1 protein-coding gene is annotated in these 786 nt (G+C 64.9%); it reads right to left on the reverse strand.

Annotated elements, in window-relative coordinates; all coding sequences use genetic code 11:
* Positions 1–641: gamma-glutamylcyclotransferase (locus EOA24_RS39890; RefSeq protein ID WP_133375046.1), on the reverse strand; the 641-nt coding region annotated here is incomplete at its 3' end.
* Between the last annotated feature and the right edge of the window lie 145 nt (positions 642–786).

Below are 786 nucleotides of genomic sequence, written 5' to 3' on the forward strand. Positions count from 1 at the left end.
AGCCGCCGCAGATTGCGGTCATGGATGCCGAAGGTCTCAAGATGGCTGACGGTGTTGTAGAGATATTCAGCACCCGAGCCGACATGGCCGCACGCGCGCGCCAGCACCCAAGCCACCTTCTCCAGCGGCTGCCCGAGCGACGTCCCCCTGCCCGTCACACCGACCCAGAAGCCCAGCGCCCGCACCCGACCTTGCGCCGTCCGCACCGGAACCCATCTGACGGAGGCGACGCTCTCGTGGTCGTCGATCTCGCGTCGCAGCAGCCTCTCGATCTGGGCGGTCTTGTCGTCGTCCGGCAGGCGGTAGATGACGCCGTCGCAACGTCCGCCGCGTTCAAGCGCCATCATCAGTCCGGGCTGCTCAGCGCTGCCTCTCCAGCGCACGAGATCCAGGCAGAAGGAGCGATGCCAGCCATGCGCCGAGGCGCGCTGCTGCTCGACCGACTCGAAGGCCGGTTTCCAGATCAGCGAGCCATAGGCGAACACCCAAAGCGGTCCCTCATCGGCTTCGTCGGCAAGACGCGTGGCGAGCGCGCCGAAATCGTCGTCGCTGAGCTGCGTCCACTCCCCGCTCGGACCGGGATCGATCTCCTCGCGATGGCAAAGAGCCACAAGCTCGGGCGTGAGCGACATCTGGCGCATGGAAGGCAAACCCCTCTTTGCCGGCAGCAAAGTCGAAAAGAGTGGGCTATGCAAGATCAGGAGCAAAGCGCCTTGCCGACCGGGATTTTCGGCCCATGTCGGATTTCTGTCGCCAGGATCGTCCTAGGATGGATCGAACCGCGAT

Source organism: Mesorhizobium sp. M2A.F.Ca.ET.039.01.1.1 (assembly GCF_003998035.1).
GTDB lineage: Bacteria > Pseudomonadota > Alphaproteobacteria > Rhizobiales > Rhizobiaceae > Mesorhizobium.